The sequence below is a fragment of the Lacimonas salitolerans genome (assembly GCF_042677865.1).
GTDB classification, from domain to species: Bacteria; Pseudomonadota; Alphaproteobacteria; order Rhodobacterales; family Rhodobacteraceae; genus Lutimaribacter; species Lutimaribacter salitolerans.
Genome location: NZ_JBHUDD010000095.1, coordinates 1 through 1,917 on the forward strand (window position 1 = coordinate 1; position 1,917 = coordinate 1,917).

2 protein-coding genes are annotated in these 1,917 nt (G+C 53.3%); both read left to right on the top strand.

Annotated elements, in window-relative coordinates; translation table 11 throughout:
- Positions 1–109 precede the first annotated feature (109 nt).
- Positions 110–415 (top strand): BREX protein BrxB domain-containing protein, encoded by a 306-nt coding sequence (locus tag ACFTOW_RS13485; RefSeq protein ID WP_379916567.1) that lies wholly within the window; start codon positions 110–112, stop codon positions 413–415.
- 24 nt (positions 416–439) lie between these two features.
- Positions 440–1,917: BREX system P-loop protein BrxC (gene brxC / locus ACFTOW_RS13490; RefSeq protein ID WP_379916566.1), on the top strand; the 1,478-nt coding region annotated here is incomplete at its 3' end.

Here is a 1,917-nt window from a genome sequence, read left to right on the forward strand (position 1 = left end):
CACAACATCTTGTGCCTCAAGCAAATGACCGGAAACCAAACCACCCACACAAACCGCGAAATAGCCTCCTTTCTGGCCGCTTTGTTTAAAAGAGGACAAGGCTGCCCCGCTGGATTGGCCGCGCACAAATAAAGCGCTAGCCGACATCGTGACCTCGGGTGGGGGCTTACTTCGCGCATTGGAGGATGCCCTAAGGGCTCTAGAAGGCAACTCAAATGCGCTGCTCCTGGTGACGGATCTTGAGGCGCTGCATCCGTTTCTGCGCATTGGGGCTATTGAAAGTCAGCTGCAAGGTAAATTCAACGCGCCGACAGTTTTCTTCTACCCGGGAACGCGAACTGGGAAGACGCGGCTCAAATTTATGGGCTTCTATCCAGAAGACGGCAACTACCGTTCCGTCCACGTTGGCGGATAAATCAGAGACTTGGGAGGATAAGCTGTGAGCATTCGGAAACTGTTTGATCCGTCCAAGGATATTTATCGGAATATTGAGAAGGTAATTACCTATGGCGCTGCCCAGGAAGAGCGACTTCGTTCGGAAATCTCCGAGTATGTCGTTACAGACAGCATTGAAGAGCAGTTTCGCAAGCTCCTCGACCGCATGCAGCTTGCCATGGAGTCTGGCGGTGAAAATGAGATAGGCGTCTGGGTGTCTGGCTTTTATGGATCAGGCAAGAGCTCGTTCACCAAATATCTGGGTCTCGCGTTCGACAGCCAGCGCACGATCGACGGAACCCCATTTATCAAGCATCTGCAAGATCGTCTGCATAAGCCGCAAACCAAAGCGCTGCTTGGCACGGTTGCACAGCGTTTCCCGGCGGCGGTTGTGCTGCTCGACCTGGCAAGCGAGATGCTGGCCGGAGCAACCATGGAAGATGTGTCCACGGTTCTCTACTTTAAGGTTCTTCAATGGGCCGGTTACTCGCGAAATCTCAAGGTTGCCGCCTTCGAACGTATGGTTGAGAAGGACGATCGCACACCTGAGCTACATCGGCGTGTGGGTGAAGCTCTGCCAGGCGCCACTTGGGAACGTGTTCAAAATAACCCGCTTGCGATCGATGGGCTGATCCCAAAGATTGCTCATGAGATGTATCCGGGTCTATTCCCGGAAGTGAAGTCGTTTTCATCGAGCACCGAAGGTTTTTTCCAGTTCGAAGATCAACGTGTCGAGGAGATGATCGATATTGTCCGCACTAAGAGCGGCAAAGAAAATATCATCTTCATCATCGATGAGGTCGGCCAGTATGTCGCGTCGCGTGACAACCTGATACTGAATCTCGATGGCTTGGCCAAGAACCTCAAGCGACTTGGCGACGGCAAGGTCTGGATTGTATCAACCGCTCAGCAGACCCTCACCGAGGATGATCCGCGAGCAGCCTTAAATTCTGACAAGCTGTATAAGCTCAAGGATCGGTTCCCGATCCAGATCGACCTTGAATCGAGCGATATCAAAGAGATCTGCTACCGCCGCCTCCTGGGAAAGTCCCCCGCAGGCGAAGAGGCATTGGGGCAGTTGTTCGATGCGCACGGACAGGCGCTTCGCCACAATACCAAGCTGCAGGATGCTAAATACTACGACGCGAACTTTGATCGTGAAACGTTCATCAACCTCTATCCGTTCCTGCCTGCTCATTTTGACATTCTTCTGCACCTCCTCGGCGCCCTGGCAAAATCGACCGGCGGCATCGGGCTTCGGTCAGCCATTAAGGTTGTCCAGGATGTTCTCAAAGGAGAGGGCGGGACGATCGCGATGGCTGACCAGCCGGTTGGCTGGCTCGCCACAACTGTCACCCTCTATGATGAGCTAGAGAAGGACATCCGGCGGGCTTTTCCGTCGATTCATCAAGCTGTTGGTGTCAATCTGCATTCAAAACTGACCCATCGTGATCATTTAAAAATGACCCACCCGGGGGGTAG